Origin of the sequence: Pontibacter sp. JAM-7, from assembly GCF_048548695.2 — a bacterium.
GTDB lineage: Bacteria > Pseudomonadota > Gammaproteobacteria > Pseudomonadales > Balneatricaceae > Neptuniibacter.
Window position 1 is genome coordinate 1 of the sequence record NZ_JBLYIF020000018.1, and the last position, 727, is coordinate 727.

1 protein-coding gene is annotated in these 727 nt (G+C 49.8%); it reads left to right on the plus strand.

Going from position 1 to position 727, the window contains the following annotated elements; genetic code table 11:
* The first annotated feature begins 216 nt into the window (after window positions 1–216).
* Window positions 217–414, plus strand: a complete 198-nt coding sequence (locus tag ACFVYJ_RS13685; protein WP_419416164.1) for a site-specific integrase — start codon at window positions 217–219, stop codon at window positions 412–414.
* Window positions 415–727: the final 313 nt, after the last annotated feature.

Below are 727 nucleotides of genomic sequence, written 5' to 3' on the forward strand. Positions count from 1 at the left end.
GACAACACTGCCATTTTCTTCCGCTAAAAACGAGCATGCGCGTTTTGATGAGTGACTGTGCGCATAAGCTCGCACAGTCAAATCCCTAAGTGCCTAATATCTAATCAATTTATAAAAAACGCAAGGATAAAAACGCGCCATGCGGGTATGGAAACGCGCTCATAAAGTGGATTTATCCAGATATACTGTACACTCAAAACAGCAAACGGATTTGCTATGGCTTCTCAGTTTATTCAAGGTCTACGTAACCATCTGCGTGCCCGTCATTGCAGCACGCGCACCGAACAAACCTACGTTTACTGGATGATCCAGTACATACGCTGTAACCAATTAGCTCACCCCGCTACGCTAGACTCCGATCATGTTGTGAAATTTCTGGCATACCTGGCGGTTGAGCGGCACGTGTCACCCTAGACTCAACAACAGCCACCGGCTGATTGTAAGCATTGAAAGCTGGGGACTGAGTGAAACTGTCGACCTTCCCCGCGGCACTTATAGAGCGCCGAGCCCGACGCTTTCTTCCCGTACTCTGTCCCTAAACCACTTTTCCATGGCCCAGAACGCAAAAAACCAGCACATCGTCTGGTCTTAAGAATTGGAAGCGGGGGCCAGATTTGAACTGACGACCTTCCCCGCGGCGCTTATAGAGCGCCGAGCCCGACGCTTTCTTCCCGTACGCTACTCCTAAACCACTTTTCCATGGCCCAGAACGCAAAAAACCAGCACA